The sequence below is a fragment of the Rhizobium sp. P2_G2 genome (assembly GCF_056403555.1).
This window is the reverse complement of the sequence record NZ_JBFUFF010000013.1, coordinates 110,980-127,016: the sequence shown is the minus strand read 5'-3', so window position 1 is coordinate 127,016 and position 16,037 is coordinate 110,980. Positions and strand designations below refer to the sequence as shown.

The window sequence follows — 16,037 nt, the reverse complement described above, 5'->3', positions numbered from 1 at the left end:
TCTCTATCGTGGTCTCGTTGCTTGGCTTCAAATCACGCCGGCGCTTTTCAAGCTGGACACCAACTCGGCTACCGACTTCACCTTGACGCCCGCCTTGCGGCCCGACGGCTCCTCGGTCTTGAGGACCTTCAGGCGCGGCGAAATGTCAACGCCCAGGTCTGCCGGAGTCTTCTTGTCGAGCGGCATCTTCTTCGCCTTCATGATGTTGGGCAGCGAGGCATAGCGCGGCTCGTTCAAACGCAGGTCCGAGGTGATCACCGCCGGCAGTTTCACTGCAATCGTCTGCAGGCCGCCATCGACTTCACGGGTGATGTTGGCGCTGTCGGCACCCAGGATCTCGACCTTGGAAGCAAACGTCGCCTGCGCCCAGCCCAGAAGCGCCGAGAGCATCTGGCCGGTCTGGTTGGAATCGTCATCGATCGCCTGCTTGCCGACAATCACCAAGCCGGGCTGTTCCGCCTCGACCACGCCCTTGACCAGCTTGGCGACGGCCAGCGGCTCGACGATCTCCTGATCGGTTTCCACCAGGATCGCCCGGTCGGCACCCATGGCCAGCGCGGTGCGCAGCGTTTCTTCCGCCTTGGCCGGACCGACCGACACCACCACCACTTCTTCCGCCTTGCCGGCTTCCTTCAGGCGCAGTGCTTCCTCGACCGAAATCTCGTCGAACGGGTTCATCGACATCTTCACATTGGCAAGCTCAACGCCCGATCCATCCGCCTTCACGCGGATCTTCACGTTGTAGTCAACGACACGCTTCACGGTCACGAGAATTTTCATGGAGGCCTCCTCGTGGTCAACGCGTTGGTAGCGGCACTTCGCCGCGATAGTCGTAGAAGCCCCGTCCGGTCTTCCGGCCAAGCCATCCCGCTTCGACATATCTAACCAGCAGCGGGCAAGGCCGGTACTTGGTATCGGCGAGCCCCTCATGAAGTACATTCATGATCGCGAGGCAGGTATCGAGACCGATGAAGTCGGCAAGTTCCAGCGGTCCCATCGGGTGATGCGCACCGAGCTTCATGCTCAGGTCGATGTCAATGACGGAGCCGACGCCTTCATAGAGCGTATAGACCGCTTCATTGATCATCGGGATCAGGAGCCGGTTGACAATAAATGCTGGAAAATCCTCCGCCACCACCGCGGTCTTGCCGAGCCGTTGAACGACCGCGCTGACGGCTTCGAAGGTCTCGCTGCTTGTCGCGATCCCGCGGATCAACTCGACGAGCTGCATGACTGGAACCGGATTCATGAAATGCAGCCCCATGAATTGCGCTGGCCGCTCGGTCCGCCCCGCGAGCCGCGTGATCGAAATTGACGATGTATTCGACGTCAGGATCGTTTCCGGCTTTAGGTGCTGGGCAAGCTCGCCGAATATCTTCAGCTTGACCGCCTCAATCTCAGTCGCCGCCTCGATGATGAGATCGCGCGTACCGAGTTCGGGCAGATTCACCGTCGTGCGGATACGTTCGAGAGCGCGCGCCCTTTCGTCGTCGGCGATCACTCCCCGCGTCACCTGACGCTGCATATTCTCGCCGATTTTCTGCAGCGCCGCCTCGAGCCCATCCGCTTGAACGTCCATCAGCGTGACATCGTATCCGCTAAGCGCGAGCACATGGGCGATCCCGCTGCCCATTTGACCGGCGCCGACCACCCCAACAGTTTGGATCGTCATCTCTTATCCTTCCCCTGGCCTTTTCGAATGCCCGCCGCCCGCACGACTGAGAACGACTTGGGATGCAGAGCGGTACCCCATGTAGATAGCGATTGATCGCCTGAGGAAATAACCGTATTTTGCGCTATATCCATTCATTCAATACATGGATTGAGATGCGCCCGCGCCGGTTTCTTCCATCCCTCAGCCTGTTGTCCGCCTTCGAGGCCGTCCTGCGAACCAGTTCCATCTCGGCGGCAGCGCGAGAGGTCAATCTGACGCAAAGCACGGTCAGCCGCCTCATCCAGAACCTGGAACAACAGCTCGGGAGACCGCTCTTCGAGCGCCATAGGCTGAGGCTCATTCCAACGGAAGCTGCCCTGGCCTACGGGCGAGATGTGACCCGGGCGCTCGACCTTATTCAACGCGGAAGCATGGAGTTCTCAGCCAATCCTGGGGGCGGAGCCTTGTCGCTCGCAATCCTCCCCGCCTTCGGCACACGGTGGCTGGCGCCGAGGCTCGGCAAGTTTCTCACCAGAAATCCAGGCGTAACAATTAACCTCGCAACACGCCTCAAGCGATTCAATTTTGCCGCCGAAGGGTTTGACGCAGCAATTCATTTCGGAATGGACGATTGGCGCGACGCAGGGCACATGAAACTCTTCGAAGAGGCTTTGACTGCGTGTATTTCTCCGACACTCTTGGCAGAACACCCGGTTCACACTGTTCATGACATGCTGGATCTCCCACTGTTGCAGTTGGAGACAAGATCGAATGCATGGAAAACTTGGTTTGCCGCGCAGGGGGCTGACTCGCCGAGCGTGACGGGAATGTTGCTCGACCAATTCGCGACTATGACTCAAGCGGCCATTTCGGGGCTTGGAGTAGCACTCCTCCCCGACTATCTCGCTGATATCGAGGTAGAGGAGAAGCGCCTTGTGCCGCTTCTGAAGCGGTCGGTTCCTGGTACAGGCGCCTATTGGCTGGTCTGGCCCCGGTCGCGGCCCAACTATCCGCCGCTGGAGGCATTCCGCACCTGGCTTGCTACGGAGGTCTCATCCTAGTGCGGCCACGTCGGTCAGAGTTAGACGAACCGCAATGCAGCGAAGTCGCTACATCTGCATCTGGCTCGGGTTCGCGTACGATTTGACACACACTAGAGAGGTTTAGAATGACGCTTCCACGCATGGTGCAGTTGAGTGGAATCGAACCGTCGGCCCCTCTCTTGATTTAGATAAGGTTCTGATCCGTCTCCCAGTTTAGTTGCATAGGGTCTAGTAGCTGCCAAACATGGTCTGACCGTCGCGAAATGCCCCTAGCTCAATGTGGGTACGAGACCCTTTGCCCTTCGTCACATACGGCCTCTTGACATGTGAGGTAGAGGGCAGTTCCTCGGTTACCGGATACAGTCCAAGGTACTCCTGCCCAGTGAAGCCGCTCGAGTCTGACGCAACCAGAGGCATCACTGTTGATTGCCACTGAGAACTGACCCAGTTTGACGGGATATTTCCATCTGTCCCGGATCAGCATCCTTGAGACAGAACTGGTTTGATTGAGAAGAGAGGATTTTCGGCTCATCGTAGCTCATTCAAAGGAAGCGAAGATGAGACAAAAATCCGGGCCGCAGGCATCGTCGGCCTAGAAGACGATCAAAGACATCCGCCGCGCCACGCACAAGCACCACTCGGCGAGGGATAAATTCCGCATCGTGCTAGAAGGGCTGCGGGGCGAAGACTGCGTGTTCCACTGATCGTCCGCACGGCAGCCTAAACGCAAAGCCACCCATCAGTCGCCTCGCCCTATCCGAGGACTACCTGTTGAGGCACCACTTCTAGTCGTTTACAGAGAGCACCATGATCGGATCGGCGATCTTTTCCGGTGCGATTTCCTCGCCGAGCGGCAGGACGGCGGTGCCCACGGCGAAAAACTCGATCACATGGGTCTGCCAGCCATGGCTGCCTTCATGGATTTCAAGGCCGACGACGCCCTCGGCTTTCGCGGCGGAGGCTTCGGCCTGCATGCGCTCGATGGCGATTTCCCGGGCTTCGTACATCGCAGCMGTATAGTTTTCCAATTCGACATTGCTGCCGGCGGYTTTCATCGTCTGKAACATGCCGCGATGGGCGACGTGATAGACGCAGGACCCCATCACCAGYTCCACCGGGCGATATCCGGCATGCAGCAGCGACCAGAAATCCTGGCCCGAGAGATCGGAGGTGAATGGGCCGCCATCATGGGCACGGAACCCTTGATGTCCCGCGGCATGGACGACACCTGTGCCTATGGCGATGAATTCCAGTATGTGCTCGTCCCACTCCATCCGCTTGATGGTCAGTTTGACGCCCACGATGCCATCCGCGCCCATGGCCGTTGCCTCGGCGCTCATGCGTGCCATCGCCAGTTCGCGGGCATGATACATGGCTTTCGAAAGCACGGTCAGTTCCTGRTTCTGGCTCCAGGAGCCATACTGGATGCCGACATGATAGACGCAACTGCCGACGCARAGYCCGATCGGCTCAAAGCCGGCTTTGCGCACCAGCAGGAATTCGTTGACGCTGAAATCCGATGTGAACACCCCGGTCGAGTGTGCTGAGGTTCTGAGGCCTTTCAGCCGCTCGACGGCATGGGCGGGAAGTGCGCTTGTCATGGTCAGATGGCTCCCTCGTCTTCATAGGTTGAATAGGATTGATGGTGGCGGGACCGGCCTTTGAGCGGCGTGCCTTCGCCCTTCAGGTCGACGGCCATKGCGAACTCGAGCGGCATTGCGTCTGCCAGCCGCAGGCGCGCGCCGGTCTTCGATCGAAAATCGAGGTGCGGTTCGGCGGGCACATCCACCGTGGTTGCGACCACGATGTGGCGGGCAAGGTATTTCTTGGTATCGTTACTGTCTTCGACCTCGAACATCTGGCTGAAATTGACGTGCGCCAATGCGCCGCCGCCGGATTTTTCCAGTCGCCGCCGCAACTGCGCATGGGCACTTCGGCGCACCGTTTCCCAAAGCGTCGACAGCGGCTTGGACTCAAGGTTGCCGGCGAATGCCAGGTTGGTGCGTCCGCGCCAGTCGTTGAGCCACTCATAGTGTGCGCCCACCGCAATACCGGTCGGAACGATGCTGGCGTCCAGCAATTTGACGAATTCCAGTGCCGGCACGGTGGCGACGATCGGGTTTTCGCTCGGGGGAAGGCCATCGATTTTGACGGCAGTGCCGATGAGCGTGAAATCCATGCTGGCTTCGATGTTCAAGGGCACGGTGCGCATCTTGACATCGACGACGGCGTTGGCGCCGGCAGCCTTGGCTTCTGCCTGCAGCCTTTCAATCGCCGCGTCCCACCCCTGCATATGCCCTTCCGTCCAGGACCAGCCGTAATGCAGCCAGCAGGTGGCCGAAACTGCGGCAACGGGCTTGATGCCGTGCGACCGCATGATCAGCAGTTCCGACGGCGTCATGGTCGCCGTCCACGGCACCGTGCCTTCACGGCTGTTTTTCAGGCGGTCGATGAGGTGGGCCGGCAGGCGACCGTTGCTGAGTGCGGTGACGGTCTGCTCGTAACGGGCCTCTGCGGCAGCCTGTTGCGCCTTGGCCTCTGGATCGGATTTCTTGAAGATGTCGAACAGGCCCATCGAGGCGCTCCTATGACGACATGAAGGACGACAGGGATTGGCTGAGATTTTTGGCGTGATCGGTGGCTTTCTGCGTCTCGTCGGCAAGCTGCCGGAACCACTCTGCGGGATCGAGGCTCTTTGTATTGAGCGTGATGTCGCGCACCACCATCGCCACATTCGCCCGGAGCTGACCCTTGACGATTTCCAGCGTGTATTTCCGCTCGCCGATCACGATGCTGACGCCGGTGATCTTGGCCGAGCCAAACAGAAACGGCTTGGTTTCCAGAACCGTCACATGGTCCGGCATCGCTTCCTTCAGGCGTAAGGCGAAGGCTTGCAGATTGCTCTCGGCATCGTCCTTGAAGCGCCGCAGCCAGGCTGTTTGAATGTCGAAATCGATATTCTTGCCCATGTCGTTCATTTGGCAGGGTTCTCCAATACGCGGTGGCTGATGCCGCGCATGCCRACGGCGAGCTTGTCGCGGATCTCGGCGAGCTTGGCCTCGCGGTCGCGGTCGCCGGCGGCCACTTCGCGTTCGATATCGATGACCTCATTCATGGTCCGTATGGTTTCGTCGGCGACCTGGGCCAGAACGTCGATATTGCGCTGGTCKCCGCCCAGCGAACGCGCCGCGCTGACGGCGGCATCGTGTGCGCCYTTCGAAGCCAGCATGGTGATCTGGCGGGCCGCRTCGTCCAGCTTTTCCGCCTCATCCGCCGCGCGGCGAATATCGACCTGCACCACGGCCTGTGACGCCACGGCCATCAGCCGCGGGATGACCACCAGCATGCCGTTGGAAATCTTCATCAGGCGTGTCTCTGCCGCCTTGCGGTTCTGGCCGATGATCGGGATGAGCAACGCTGAGCCAACCAGGTTTTCACGCATCTCGGCGATCTTGCCGCGAAAATTGGCCAGCGCATTGCGAAATTCCATGACGTCCGCGGCATCGGCCGGATCGCCGGACTTAATGGCGTTGAGCCGCAACGCTTCGAGTTCTTCCTGGCCGCGATCGAGGGCGATTTGTCCGCCGGCGATTTCCAGCTTGAGGCCATTCAGGCTCTTCTTGATGGCGGCGGCCTGCTGGTCCAGAAGCTCGATGGCAACAGCCAGATCGGCCTTGATCCGCCGGGCTCGTGCCTGCTCCTCATCCATCAATGTCAGGAACTGCTTGCGATTTTCCTGAAAGCCCTTGAAGGCGGTATGCGCATCGGCAACGGTGCCGAGCAGCTTGGCGAACAGCCCCTTGCGTGGCGCCGCCTGGCCCGATGCCGATTCCGCCTGGAGATCTTCGATGCGCAGGATCTTGACGCCATCGATCACCGCGGCAGCAATACGGCCCACTTCGCCTGCATCACCGAGGCGCACGCCCGCCAGCAACTGGCGCGAGGCCTGGGCGATATCCGCCAGCACGTTGTCACCATGCGCCAGCAGGGTCGCAGTTTTCCGGAAATCGACATTGCTCGCCGAACGCTGAGCAACAGCAARATCGTCGTTGCTCAGATTGTCGATCTCGACCAGGCGCGACGGCGTCCGTTGCGGCTCGAGCCCGGGGGCGGGCGCACTGCCTTGCAGGGGCTCCAGACTTTGGGACTGTGACAACACGGAAGAGGGCCTGGCGACGTCTTCGCTGCCGTAGTCGAATGCGGAAAGATCAAGCGGTTTGGATTCAGGTTCTTCAGCCATCAATCATCCCTCCCAAGAACGGCTCGCCCACTTTGCTGGCCATCTCGCTTGCCGCTTGCGAGACGATCGGGGCCGGCCGATACAGCAGACATATATCAACCTTGAACGGCCAACGCCCTTGCAAAATTCTCATATCGTTGGCGAGAAAGGGGGTTTTAAGCCGAAAGACATGTGTCAACCGGTCGCAGGGGGAGCTCGGATCGGCGRCGTYRGCACGTCTGCGAGTCCGWATCTCACGCCGCCGTCAGCGTCCGGACACCAGACACTTCGATCTCACATTCGGCGTTACAGGTGTCATAAGCCGCCTGCATCCGGACCCAAACCGCCGGGCCATTGCCGATCCCTCCGTTCGGATCAGTTTGCCGTTTTCAGGGCACCAGAATGTCAAATATTGACATCGCTGCTTGCGTGCGGAACAATCCGCYTAGAGCATGTCGCCCGAAAGGGTRAAGCGGTTTCGGGATAACGACATSCAAGAACAAAAGCTTAGAGCGCGGTTCTGATTCCATCAGAATGCAAAGCGCTCTAAGAGTCTGAAAAGGAGGGCGTGGTCATGACCAGCAGCCTGCATGTAAGTTTACCCGACGAAATGCGCGCGTTCGTCGATATGCGCGCCAATGGAAAGAACCAGTACACAACTCCAAGCGAATATGTGCGCGCCCTTATTCGAGCGGATATGGAACGCGAAGAGGATCGCCGGTATGCGATCCGCTCTCTGTTGCGAGCGAAAGATGAGTTTCGTCGCGGAGAGATGCTGCCATTGTCCGCCCTCGATGCCGTCGATGCCGAACTGGATGAAGAGCTGCGGTAGTGGCTCCTTGCGTTTTGATCTTGCCGACTGCCGTCGACAATTATCGTCTCGCCGTTCGCGAAACCGCGCGGAAATGGTCCCCTGAACAAGCCAAGATATATGGACGCCTGCTGCGGGCAGGTTTCGATTCCATCCCGGAAGCATACGCGCGAGCGAGCCGGAAAAAAGATGAGCGGGTTGGCAATTCTCTGTTCCGGCTTCACAAGATCGAGCACCACTACGCCGTCTATATGGTTGTAGACGAAGCAACGTTCGTCAKTGCCGCCGTGCTGCACGAGCGAATGGATATTCCCACACAGGTGCAGGCGATCGAACGATTGACTGACAGAGAATATGAAGCCCTGATGGGACATCCTCGACGGGAGTGATGAACAAGTAATCCCGGCCGAAAGCGAACGCAGGACAGCGGTTCACGAAGACTATGGCGCTCACGCGCCGTCGCCTCCGAAGGCGATCTTGATGTCRGCAGGGATCAGCACCTAGTCTCAATGCGGCTCCWGCGCAYGGCCAATTTCTATGCCAATATCGTACAGCTCGCGCGCGAMGAGGATATAGCGCGCGTCTTCRACATGGTGGGGCAGTCCGCGGCGCGCCTGCTCAAAATGCCCKACGGCCTGTTTGTCGGCGGCGACGCAACCATCGTGCTCGTTGGCTCCTCAGGCCCGAAGTCCGCCATACGTGAAATTGCCCGAGKCATCGCTGGCTGGAAAAATGGAGCCAAGAGCTTCGACAATGGGCGCCCGCAGCTCCACAAGCCAGCCACGAAAGGTACGCGCCCATGATAACGAATACCGACCTCAAGCATCTCTACCGCTGCGTCGAACTCGCAAGTGAAGCCGTGGACGCCGGCGACGAACCGTTCGGCTCCGTGCTGGTCGACGCCGACGGAAGCGTGCTTGCAGAGGATCGCAACCGTATCCACACATCGGGAGACGGAACGCAGCATCCGGAATTCACCCTGGCACGCTGGGCGGCCGAACACTTGGCGCCCGAGGCGCGGGCGCGGGCCACGGTCTACACCTCGGGCGAACATTGCCCGATGTGCGCGGCGGCGCACGGCTGGGTCGGGCTCGGCCGCATCGTCTATGCCAGCTCGTCGGAACAGCTCGGCCAATGGCGGGCGGAAATGGGCGTTGCCGAATCGCCGGTTCGCCGTGTCGCGATCGAGAAGATCCTGACCAGAGCCATTGTGGATGGGCCGGCGCCAGAACTTTCAGAAAAGGTGCGAGCGCTGCATGCCAAGCGACGTGGGATGGTCTAGCATCGGATACTAGCCGCAATAGATGCCCATAAAAATCCTCCACGGGTAGGCGGTCTTTGACGCTTCATGATGGGATCGGAGCCGGAGAACCCGATCTTTCGTAGTTCGGCAGCTGAGAGGATTCGAACGCCAGACACCGGGAACGGCAAGGCAGTTATTCGAAACGCCAATTCGACCAGGGTCGCCGCCTGCTCGCCGAAAGCGAGCGAATTAGAAAACCGCACACGCTTTAAGTAAGAATTTACGTGTTTTCCACACAATAATTTCATGAGGGAAGCACAAGGTAATAATTCTTTAAGTATCTCTGATTTTGTTGCGCGCTGGTCAGATCGAGAAGGCGGGCAAGAACGAGCGAATTATTCTCTTTTCTTGACTGAGCTTTGTGATGTCCTTGGGGTGGCGCATCCCGACCCCGCCAGCGCCTCCCATGAACTGAATGATTATGTCTTCGAACGCCGCGTCGAGCGTCAAATGGCAGACAACAGGCCAGAAGTGGGGCGGATCGACCTATACAAACGTGGGCATTTTATTCTTGAGGCAAAGCAAAGCCGCCAGCGTTCTGTATCGGACGCGCCGGCTAACTCTCTGCGGGTCGACGTTGCGTCATGTAACGGTCGTCCAATCCTCGTTATCATTTCGCCTTCAGCTTCTTCCCGAACTGATCGTGAGTTTTGTGTCGGTTGCGCCAAGCCTCGAGGCTGCTTGTATCGTGGCGAGGGGCCGCCTTCAACTGCGACACCTCCGTTTCGGGTTTAACCCGGACAATCATTCCATTGATCTCGATCTCGACGACGACACCGTGCTTCTTGGCGGTCATCGCCATGCGGTTGAGGTCAGATTGTCTGATCGTAGCTTTCTCGGTCACGCGAGCGTCCGGCGTTGTATGGCGGGAGCACATAACGCAAGCGATCACCCTTTGGCGAGGGCGAAGCGGGTGATAAATGACGTTCTTATCAGGGGTTCTGACTCGTCGCAGTTCGCGCCCTCAGTTCCTCAAGATCGCGCTTCAAACCGGCAACCTTGATGAGTGTGTCGAACTGGTTCATCGCCACAGCTGCAGCGAAGGCGCCTATTGCGATTGGCGCCGACTCATACGCCAGGTAGCCGACGGATAACCCGACCACAGCGGCCACAAGGTAGAGATATATCGGCTTCATTTGCCCATCCTTAAGCCCACATGACTTCTCGGCTGCAACCTGTCAGAGCGGCAGTCAAGACGCAAGCATTCGCCCTTTGTCGCGTTATCCATGTTGCATCCATGTCGCGTGGATTTGCCGAGCACAGTTTGAAACCGCTGGAAATCTCGGAAACTCAGTTGCAACATGAACGCGACATGAAAACCTGAAATCGAGAGCTCAGGATCGGCGCAAAGTGGTGTAAATCTCGGGGTTTATTATGGTGCCCAGGGGCGGAATTGAACCACCGACACGCGGATTTTCAATCCGCTGCTCTACCAACTGAGCTACCTGGGCATCTTTGCTTTCAGGCCCTTTCCAGACCTGCCGGGGAATGGTTCGCCCCGGAAGCGAGCGGGGTTATAGCATCTTGCCGGAGAGGTGCAAGCCCTGTGACAGATTTTTTTCAGTTTCTCACAAGGCCATGAAAAATAAGAATTTTCAGTCGCAATCGCTGGGCTGCGGAGCGTTCTCGTCATCGGCTTTGGTCTCGTCTTCGGAGACGGGAATGGCGTAAGAGCCGGAGAGCCAGCGGGAGAGATCGAGGTTGCGGCAGCGCTCGGAACAGAAAGGGTAGCTTTCGCGTGTCGAGGGACGCTCACATTCGGGACAGGGGCGTGTCTTGCGCAAAGGCGCGACGTTGGAGGCGGTCACAGGGCACCCTCCTTCCATTTTTCGTGGAACTCGAATCCCTCCCCGACCAGCAGGTTGACCGTCTCATAGAGCGGCAGGCCGACGACGGCTGTGTAGGAGCCGACGAGCTTCTGCACGAAGGTGCCGGCAAAGCCCTGGATACCGTAACCGCCGGCCTTGCCGCGCCACTCGCCGGAATCGAGATAGGCGCGCAGTTCCATCGTCGTCAAACGCTTGAAGCGCACCTTGGTTTCGACCACCTTGATGCGCGCCTGGCTCGAGGGCGTCATCAGGGCGATGCCGGTATAGACCCAGTGGCTGCGGCCGGAGAGCAGGTGCAGTGCCGCGGATGCCTCTTCCAGATATTCGGGTTTGCCGAGAATGCGGCGGCCGACGGCGACCACGGTATCGGCGGAGAGAATGTAGCTGCCGGCCCATTGCGGATCGAGGCGGACCTGCTGGAAGGCAGCCTCGGCCTTTTCGCTCGCCAGACGGCGGGCGAGCGAGCGCGGATGCTCGGCGCGCCGCGGCGTCTCGTCGAGATCCATCGGCATGAGCTTATCGGGCTGGATGCCGGCCTGGGCCAGGAGATCGAGGCGGCGCGGCGAGCCGGATGCCAATATCAGCCGTTGTGTCAACACGTCCGCTATCCCGCGAGTTCTGGGCGTGGATTACTTGAAGCGATAGGTGATGCGGCCCTTGGTCAGGTCATAGGGCGTCATCTCGACCAGCACCTTGTCGCCGGCGAGAACACGGATGCGGTTCTTGCGCATGCGGCCTGCGGTATGGGCGATGATCTCGTGCTCGTTTTCCAGCTTCACGCGGAAGGTGGCATTCGGCAACAATTCGGTCACCACTCCCGGAAATTCCAGAACTTCTTCTTTCGGCATATACGCGATGTCTTCCTAGATGTTTTGAAGGGATGCCGAGCGGCTCCCTGAATTGGCGCGGAAACTACACAAGATGGGCGGCCTTGTGAACTGTTCGGGTGGCGCTATTTAGGCCTAAATCGCGCCATGTGCAAGGAAAGCACAGGATTTTTACGCCTGCTCGGTATTGGCGGCGGCGATATTCCTGAGGATGCGGCGCGTCAGGTGATCGCGCACCTCACGATAGGCGTTGAGAATCTGCTCGCGCGTGCCCGTGGCAACGGTCGGGTCAGGCGTTGCCCAGTAGACGACATCGGCCGCCCAGGAGCGGGTCAGGTCGAGGGCGGCGTGATGGGCTTCGGGCGCCAGTGTCACGATCAGGTCGAAATAGTCGTCCTCGAGATCATCGAGCAGATGCGGCTGGTGGCGGCCGAGCGTCAGCCCGACTTCGGCCAGTACCGTGTCAACGAAGGGGTCGCGCTCGCCGCGACGGACGCCGGCGGAGGCGACATAGACGCTCTGTGGCAGGTGATGGCGGGCAATTGCCTCGGCCATTGGCGAGCGGATGGAATTCATGCCGCACATGAAGAGCACCGCACCGGGTAGCTTCGGAGGGCAGATGTCGCCGGCGGCGTCCATGACCGTCAGCCCCGCCAGTAGAGCACGCAGACGAGCGTGAAGAGACGCCGGGCGGTGTCGAAATCGAGCTTGATCTTGCCCTTGAGCCGCTCTTCCAATGTCTCCGAGCCTTCGTTGTGGATGCCGCGGCGGCCCATGTCGATGGCTTCGATCTGGCTCGGCGTCGAGGTGCGGATCGCCTCATAATAGCTTTCGCAGATCATGAAATAATCCTTGATGATCCGGCGGAACGGCGTCAGCGACAGGATATGGGTGGCGACCGGCTCGCTCTTCTCGGTCAGGATCGTCAGCACCAGCTTGTGGTCGAGCAGCGACAGTTTCAGATGATAGGGGCCGCCCGCATGGCCAACCGGCTCGAAGAAATTCTCCTCCAAGAGGTCGAAGATCGCCACGGCACGCTCATGCTCGACATCGGGCGTCGACCGGCCAATCGATTCGTCCAGCGTGACATCCGAAAGCCGGTGGACCCCGTTCGCCGCCATCTTATCGCTCCGGATTGAGCCGGATGGCGACGGAGCGGGCATGGGCGTCGAGCCCTTCGCATTGCGCCAGCGTGATTGCCGATGGCCCGAGTTCGCGCAGCGGCTCCGGACTGAGCTTGAGGATGGAAGACCGCTTCATATAGTCGAGCACCGACAGGCCGGAAGAGAAGCGGGCCGACCGCGCCGTCGGCAGGACATGGTTGGAGCCGCCGACATAATCGCCGATCACTTCCGGCGTGTGGCGGCCGAGGAAGAAGGCGCCGGCATTGCGGATCTTGCTCATCAGCGCCTCGGGGTGTTCAATGGCGATCTCGACATGCTCGGCGGCGATGCGGTCGGCGATCGGCGCTGCCGCATCCATGTTCGGTACGAGGATGATGGCGCCGAAGTCGCGCCAGGAGGCTGCGGCGGTTTCGGAGCGGGAGAGCTGTTTCAGCTGGCGCATGACGGCGCCTTCCACGGCGCGGCCGAAAGCCTCGTCATCGGTGACCAGGATCGATTGGGCTCCGGTATCATGCTCGGCCTGGGCCAGGAGGTCGGCGGCCAGCCAGTCGGGATCGTTGTCGGCGTCGGCAATGACCAGCACTTCCGAGGGTCCGGCGATCATGTCGATGCCGACCGTGCCAAAAACCTGGCGCTTGGCGGCGGCGACATAGGCATTGCCGGGACCGGTGATCTTGGCCACCGGCCGGATCGTCTCCGTGCCGTAAGCCAGCGCGGCAATCGCCTGGGCGCCGCCGATGCGGTAGATCTCGTCGATGCCGGCAATGCGGGCTGCGGCGAGCACGGCGGGATTGATGGTGCCTGCGCGCGCCGGCACGACCATGACCAGGCGCGGCACGCCGGCGACCTTGGCGGGCACCGCATTCATCAGCACCGAACTCGGATAGCTGGCCGAGCCGCCCGGAACATAAAGGCCGACCGCCTCGATCGCTGTCCAGCGCGAACCCAGCGTCACGCCGAGCGCATCTTCGTAGATGTCGTCCTTGGGCAATTGGCGGCGGTGGTGCTTTTCGATCCGGTCGGCAGCGAGAAGCAGGGCCTCGCGGACTTGCGGGTCGATGGCGTCGAAGGCCTCGTCCAGTTCATGCGGCGCAACGCGCATCGCCGTCTTGTCGAAATCGAGCGCGTCGAAGCGCAGCGAATAATCCTTGAGCGCCGCATCGCCGCGGGCAACCACATCCGCGATAATGGCTCGCACGGCCGCATTGACGTCCTCGGAGACTTCCCGCTTGGTGGTGAGAAAAGCCGCGAACTCCTTCTCGAAATCTGCGGATTGCCGGTTAAGCCAGATCGCCAAGGAACGCCCTCATAGACTGCAATGGAATGATAGGCGGCGCGCCGCCGTCAGGCCGCGCCGGGATGGCGCGGTTTCAGCGTCGTTTCCCACGTGCCGCCGGTATCCGCAAGCTGAACTTCGATACAGTCCACATCGAGCAGGATCGAGCCGCCGCCGGAGAGCACCAGTTCGATCGAGCCGTCAGGCCCCTCGCCTTCCTTTTCGAAGACGACGGCGAGCAGCGACAGCACTTTGTCGCTGGCCTTACGGTCGAAGCCCACCGAGCGCACGCCCTTGACCTGCTTGAAGCACAGCGCCGAACGGCTGCGCTCGAAACCTTTGCTGGCGCGTTCGGCCGCTTCCCAGTCGAAGCGGTTGACGGCAAGAGTAAAACTCTTGTTCTTCGGGGTATAATCGAGATCGCCGACGCGCAGGACGGCGTCCTGCATGTGGGCGGAGATCACCGTCAGGTCCTCGTCATCGAGGGCGAGAAGTTTCAAGGGCATTTTATCATCCAGTATCGCGCGCACGCCCGCCGGATTTCAATCAACCGGCCGGGCCATTTTCTCGATACTTCAGATAGGACGAGCGGCCGTTTTGCGCAACCGCTCTATGACATCGGATAAATCAGCCGCTGATCCGCTCGACAATGGCGCCGCAGCGCGTCAGCTTCTCTTCCAGCCGCTCGAAACCGCGGTCGAGATGGTAGACGCGCGACACCATGGTCTCGCCTTCGGCGGCGAGGCCGGCGATCACCAGCGACACGGAGGCGCGCAGGTCGGTCGCCATGACCGGGGCGCCCTTGAGGCGGTCGACGCCCTCAATGCGGGCGGTCTGGCCATTGAGCGAGATTTTCGCGCCAAGCCGGGCGAGTTCCTGCACATGCATGAAACGGTTCTCGAAAATCGTCTCGGTGATGTGCGAGGCGCCGCTCGATTTGGTCATCAGGCCCATGAACTGCGCCTGCAGGTCGGTCGGGAAGCCCGGATAGGGATCCGTGACCACGTCGACCGGGTGGATGCCGCCGCCATTGCGGTAGACACGGATGCCGCGTTCCGTCGGCGTGATGTCGGCGCCGGCGCGGCGAATGGCTTCGAGCGCGGTGTGGAGATAGTCGGCCCTGGTGTCGATCAGTTCGACATCGCCGCCGGTCATGGCCACAGCCATGGCATAGGTGCCGGTCTCGATACGGTCAGGCATGACGCGATGGCGGGCACCGGAAAGCAGCGGCACGCCTTCGATGGTGATGGTCGCGGTGCCGGCACCCGAAATCTTTGCGCCCATGGCATTGAGGCAGGCCGCGAGGTCGACGACTTCGGGCTCGCGCGCGGCATTGCCGATCACCGTCGTGCCGTTGGCAAGGCTGGCGGCCATCAGCATCACATGGGTGGCGCCGACCGAGACCTTCGGGAAAGTATAGCGGCAGCCGACCAGGCCATCCTTGGGCGCCTTGGCATTGACATAGCCGCTGTCGATCTCGATCTCGGCGCCGAGAGCCTGCAGGCTTTCGAGGAAGAGGTCGACCGGACGCGTGCCGATGGCGCAACCGCCCGGCAGGGAAACTCGGGCCTGGCCGGCGCGGGCGAGAAGCGGGCCGATCACCCAGAAGCTTGCCCGCATGCGCGACACCAGTTCATAGGGCGCGGTCACATCGGCAATGGTGCGGCAGGTGAAATGCATCGTGCGGGCATAGGAGCCGTCCTGATGCTCGCGGCGGCCGTTGACGGAGATGTCGACGCCGTGGTTGCCGAGGATGCGGCAGAGCAATTCGACGTCGGCGAGATGCGGCACGTTTTCGAGCGTCAGCGTATCGCTGGTCAGCAGCGAGGCGATGATCAGCGGCAGAGCCGCATTCTTGGCGCCGGAAATCGGAATGGTACCACTGAGCGGCTGTCCGCCGACGATTCTGATGCGATCCATGAAAATATAGTCCCCTTGAGACGCCGAAGGA

At 60.5% G+C, this 16,037-nt stretch carries 20 protein-coding genes, 1 tRNA gene and 1 pseudogene; 5 read left to right on the top strand and 17 right to left on the bottom strand.

What is annotated here, in order from left to right:
* Window positions 1-27: 27 nt before the first annotated feature.
* Window positions 28-780 carry an electron transfer flavoprotein subunit beta/FixA family protein gene (locus AC1D06_RS13245; RefSeq protein ID WP_477986577.1) on the bottom strand — a complete coding sequence of 251 codons (753 nt, stop codon included), beginning with the start codon at window positions 778-780 and terminating at the stop codon, window positions 28-30.
* Window positions 781-796: 16 nt separating this feature from the next.
* Window positions 797-1,672 (bottom strand): 3-hydroxybutyryl-CoA dehydrogenase, encoded by an 876-nt coding sequence (locus tag AC1D06_RS13240; RefSeq protein WP_477986576.1) that lies wholly within the window; start codon window positions 1,670-1,672, stop codon window positions 797-799.
* A 155-nt stretch (window positions 1,673-1,827) separates the two neighbouring features.
* On the opposite strand from AC1D06_RS13240, the gene AC1D06_RS13235 reads away from it, so the two are divergent.
* A complete protein-coding gene (locus AC1D06_RS13235) occupies window positions 1,828-2,715 on the top strand; it encodes a LysR family transcriptional regulator (protein ID WP_477986579.1) in 888 nt (295 codons plus the stop codon).
* Window positions 2,716-3,482: 767 nt separating this feature from the next.
* On the opposite strand, the gene AC1D06_RS13230 is transcribed toward AC1D06_RS13235, so the two are convergent.
* Genes AC1D06_RS13230 through AC1D06_RS13215 form a run of 4 tightly spaced genes read right to left on the bottom strand, consistent with a single transcriptional unit; the run spans window position 3,483 to window position 6,937 of the window.
* Entirely contained in the window at window positions 3,483-4,298 is an 816-nt protein-coding gene (locus AC1D06_RS13230; RefSeq protein ID WP_477986575.1) for a heavy metal-binding domain-containing protein, read from the bottom strand.
* 2 nt (window positions 4,299-4,300) lie between these two features.
* Entirely contained in the window at window positions 4,301-5,272 is a 972-nt protein-coding gene (locus tag AC1D06_RS13225) for a heavy metal-binding domain-containing protein (protein WP_477986574.1), read from the bottom strand.
* A gap of 10 nt (window positions 5,273-5,282) precedes the next feature.
* Window positions 5,283-5,675, bottom strand: a complete 393-nt coding sequence (locus AC1D06_RS13220) for a hypothetical protein (protein WP_477986573.1) — start codon at window positions 5,673-5,675, stop codon at window positions 5,283-5,285.
* On the bottom strand, window positions 5,672-6,937 hold the full coding sequence (locus tag AC1D06_RS13215; RefSeq protein WP_477986571.1) for a toxic anion resistance protein: 1,266 nt from the start codon (window positions 6,935-6,937) through the stop codon (window positions 5,672-5,674). The genes AC1D06_RS13220 and AC1D06_RS13215 overlap by 4 nt, the downstream gene beginning before the upstream one ends.
* A 553-nt stretch (window positions 6,938-7,490) precedes the next feature.
* On the opposite strand from AC1D06_RS13215, the gene AC1D06_RS13210 reads away from it, so the two are divergent.
* From AC1D06_RS13210 to AC1D06_RS13195, 4 genes and pseudogenes are all read left to right on the top strand, one after another.
* Window positions 7,491-7,748, top strand: a complete 258-nt coding sequence (locus tag AC1D06_RS13210) for a ribbon-helix-helix domain-containing protein (protein WP_477986570.1) — start codon at window positions 7,491-7,493, stop codon at window positions 7,746-7,748.
* A complete protein-coding gene (locus AC1D06_RS13205) occupies window positions 7,748-8,116 on the top strand; it encodes a type II toxin-antitoxin system RelE/ParE family toxin (protein ID WP_477986569.1) in 369 nt (122 codons plus the stop codon). Before AC1D06_RS13210 ends, AC1D06_RS13205 begins: the two co-directional genes overlap by 1 nt.
* A gap of 410 nt (window positions 8,117-8,526) precedes the next feature.
* Window positions 8,527-9,009 (top strand): nucleoside deaminase, encoded by a 483-nt coding sequence (locus tag AC1D06_RS13200; protein WP_477880820.1) that lies wholly within the window; start codon window positions 8,527-8,529, stop codon window positions 9,007-9,009.
* Between the two features lie 267 nt (window positions 9,010-9,276).
* Window positions 9,277-9,558: pseudogene (locus AC1D06_RS13195) on the top strand (type IIL restriction-modification enzyme MmeI); the annotation flags it as partial.
* 82 nt (window positions 9,559-9,640) lie between these two features.
* Here AC1D06_RS13195 and AC1D06_RS13190 read toward each other — a convergent pair.
* The 11 genes from AC1D06_RS13190 to murA form a co-directional block, all read right to left on the bottom strand.
* Complete coding sequence (locus AC1D06_RS13190; RefSeq protein WP_477986580.1) at window positions 9,641-9,874, bottom strand: hypothetical protein; 234 nt, start codon at window positions 9,872-9,874, stop codon at window positions 9,641-9,643.
* Window positions 9,875-9,962: 88 nt separating this feature from the next.
* Entirely contained in the window at window positions 9,963-10,166 is a 204-nt protein-coding gene (locus AC1D06_RS13185) for a hypothetical protein (RefSeq protein ID WP_477880821.1), read from the bottom strand.
* A 239-nt stretch (window positions 10,167-10,405) separates the two neighbouring features.
* Window positions 10,406-10,481, bottom strand: a tRNA-Phe gene (locus tag AC1D06_RS13180).
* A 144-nt stretch (window positions 10,482-10,625) separates the two neighbouring features.
* Entirely contained in the window at window positions 10,626-10,856 is a 231-nt protein-coding gene (yacG, locus tag AC1D06_RS13175; RefSeq protein ID WP_477986568.1) for a DNA gyrase inhibitor YacG, read from the bottom strand.
* On the bottom strand, window positions 10,835-11,458 hold the full coding sequence (locus tag AC1D06_RS13170) for a Maf-like protein (RefSeq protein ID WP_477986567.1): 624 nt from the start codon (window positions 11,456-11,458) through the stop codon (window positions 10,835-10,837). Before AC1D06_RS13170 ends, yacG begins: the two co-directional genes overlap by 22 nt.
* Before the next feature lie 30 nt (window positions 11,459-11,488).
* Window positions 11,489-11,707, bottom strand: a complete 219-nt coding sequence (infA, locus tag AC1D06_RS13165; protein ID WP_004117876.1) for a translation initiation factor IF-1 — start codon at window positions 11,705-11,707, stop codon at window positions 11,489-11,491.
* Between the two features lie 150 nt (window positions 11,708-11,857).
* Complete coding sequence (locus AC1D06_RS13160; protein ID WP_477880825.1) at window positions 11,858-12,325, bottom strand: arsenate-mycothiol transferase ArsC; 468 nt, start codon at window positions 12,323-12,325, stop codon at window positions 11,858-11,860.
* Between the two features lie 5 nt (window positions 12,326-12,330).
* On the bottom strand, window positions 12,331-12,807 hold the full coding sequence (locus AC1D06_RS13155; RefSeq protein ID WP_477880826.1) for a UPF0262 family protein: 477 nt from the start codon (window positions 12,805-12,807) through the stop codon (window positions 12,331-12,333).
* Between the two features lies 1 nt (window position 12,808).
* Window positions 12,809-14,107: a histidinol dehydrogenase gene (gene hisD / locus AC1D06_RS13150; protein WP_477986566.1), complete on the bottom strand. Its 1,299-nt coding sequence runs from the start codon at window positions 14,105-14,107 to the stop codon at window positions 12,809-12,811.
* Between the two features lie 47 nt (window positions 14,108-14,154).
* Window positions 14,155-14,592, bottom strand: coding sequence for a DUF2948 family protein (locus AC1D06_RS13145; RefSeq protein WP_477986565.1), 438 nt, complete (start codon window positions 14,590-14,592; stop codon window positions 14,155-14,157).
* Window positions 14,593-14,713: 121 nt separating this feature from the next.
* Entirely contained in the window at window positions 14,714-16,006 is a 1,293-nt protein-coding gene (gene murA / locus AC1D06_RS13140; RefSeq protein WP_477880830.1) for a UDP-N-acetylglucosamine 1-carboxyvinyltransferase, read from the bottom strand.
* Between the last annotated feature and the right edge of the window lie 31 nt (window positions 16,007-16,037).

Coding starts and splice junctions, on each gene's coding strand:
- AC1D06_RS13245 (WP_477986577.1), bottom strand. CDS start 780: ATGAAAATTCTCGTGACCGTGAAGCGTGTCGTTGACTACAACGTGAAG.
- AC1D06_RS13240 (WP_477986576.1), bottom strand. CDS start 1,672: ATGACGATCCAAACTGTTGGGGTGGTCGGCGCCGGTCAAATGGGCAGC.
- AC1D06_RS13235 (WP_477986579.1), top strand. CDS start 1,828: ATGCGCCCGCGCCGGTTTCTTCCATCCCTCAGCCTGTTGTCCGCCTTC.
- AC1D06_RS13220 (WP_477986573.1), bottom strand. CDS start 5,675: ATGAACGACATGGGCAAGAATATCGATTTCGACATTCAAACAGCCTGG.
- AC1D06_RS13210 (WP_477986570.1), top strand. CDS start 7,491: ATGACCAGCAGCCTGCATGTAAGTTTACCCGACGAAATGCGCGCGTTC.
- AC1D06_RS13200 (WP_477880820.1), top strand. CDS start 8,527: ATGATAACGAATACCGACCTCAAGCATCTCTACCGCTGCGTCGAACTC.
- AC1D06_RS13185 (WP_477880821.1), bottom strand. CDS start 10,166: ATGAAGCCGATATATCTCTACCTTGTGGCCGCTGTGGTCGGGTTATCC.
- yacG (WP_477986568.1), bottom strand. CDS start 10,856: ATGGAAGGAGGGTGCCCTGTGACCGCCTCCAACGTCGCGCCTTTGCGC.
- infA (WP_004117876.1), bottom strand. CDS start 11,707: ATGCCGAAAGAAGAAGTTCTGGAATTTCCGGGAGTGGTGACCGAATTG.
- AC1D06_RS13160 (WP_477880825.1), bottom strand. CDS start 12,325: ATGGACGCCGCCGGCGACATCTGCCCTCCGAAGCTACCCGGTGCGGTG.
- AC1D06_RS13155 (WP_477880826.1), bottom strand. CDS start 12,807: ATGGCGGCGAACGGGGTCCACCGGCTTTCGGATGTCACGCTGGACGAA.
- AC1D06_RS13145 (WP_477986565.1), bottom strand. CDS start 14,592: ATGCCCTTGAAACTTCTCGCCCTCGATGACGAGGACCTGACGGTGATC.
- murA (WP_477880830.1), bottom strand. CDS start 16,006: ATGGATCGCATCAGAATCGTCGGCGGACAGCCGCTCAGTGGTACCATT.